At 64.2% G+C, this 597-nt stretch carries 2 protein-coding genes; one reads left to right on the top strand and one right to left on the bottom strand.

Going from position 1 to position 597, the window contains the following annotated elements:
- On the top strand, positions 1–218 hold a 218-nt coding region (locus ASF38_RS18075; protein WP_162237344.1), incomplete at its 5' end, for a hypothetical protein.
- Positions 219–287: 69 nt separating this feature from the next.
- Here ASF38_RS18075 and msrA read toward each other — a convergent pair.
- A partial coding sequence (gene msrA / locus ASF38_RS19375) for a peptide-methionine (S)-S-oxide reductase MsrA (RefSeq protein WP_235497636.1) occupies positions 288–597 on the bottom strand: 310 nt, incomplete at its 5' end.

The following is a 597-nucleotide window of genomic DNA, read 5'->3' on the forward strand; positions in this document are numbered from 1 at the left end:
ATGCTCTTCGGGAGAACCCCGGCAAGTGGGCAAAGATCGAGGGTGCCACCGGTCAGGGCGCAGCAGCGTTCGTCAACCGCATGAAGAAGATCAACGAGACGTTCGAGTACCAGGCCGTGGACACCGGCAAGCCCACCGGCAAGGAGCGCAAGAGCCCTCAGGGTGGCGGTACCTACATGCCGACCGTGAAGGACGTCTACGTTCGCTACAACGGCTGAACCCAGCAACACAGCAACACCCGGCCACAAGAAAGGTGGCCGGGTGTTGTGCTGTCTAGGGTACCGGGATCACTCGTACCGTATTCCAGTTGCGTGCAGCGGGCAGTAGCCGAAGGGGTTCTTCGCGAGGTACTGCTGGTGCGGCTCCTCGGCGTAGTAGTACTCGCCCAGGGGGGAGATGGCCGTGGTGATCCGGCCGTAGCCGGCCTTGGTCATCTGCTCCTGGTAGCGGTCGCGCGACTCCTCGGCCTGGCGCTGTTGCTCGTCGGTGGTGGTGAGCAGGACCGAGCGGTACTGGGTGCCGCGGTCGTTGCCCTGGCGCATGCCCTGCGTCGGGTCGTGGTTCTCCCAGAACACCTTGAGCAGGTCGGCGTACGTC

The sequence above is a fragment of the Aeromicrobium sp. Leaf272 genome (genome assembly GCF_001422865.1).
In the GTDB taxonomy this organism is placed as follows: Bacteria; Actinomycetota; Actinomycetes; order Propionibacteriales; family Nocardioidaceae; genus Aeromicrobium.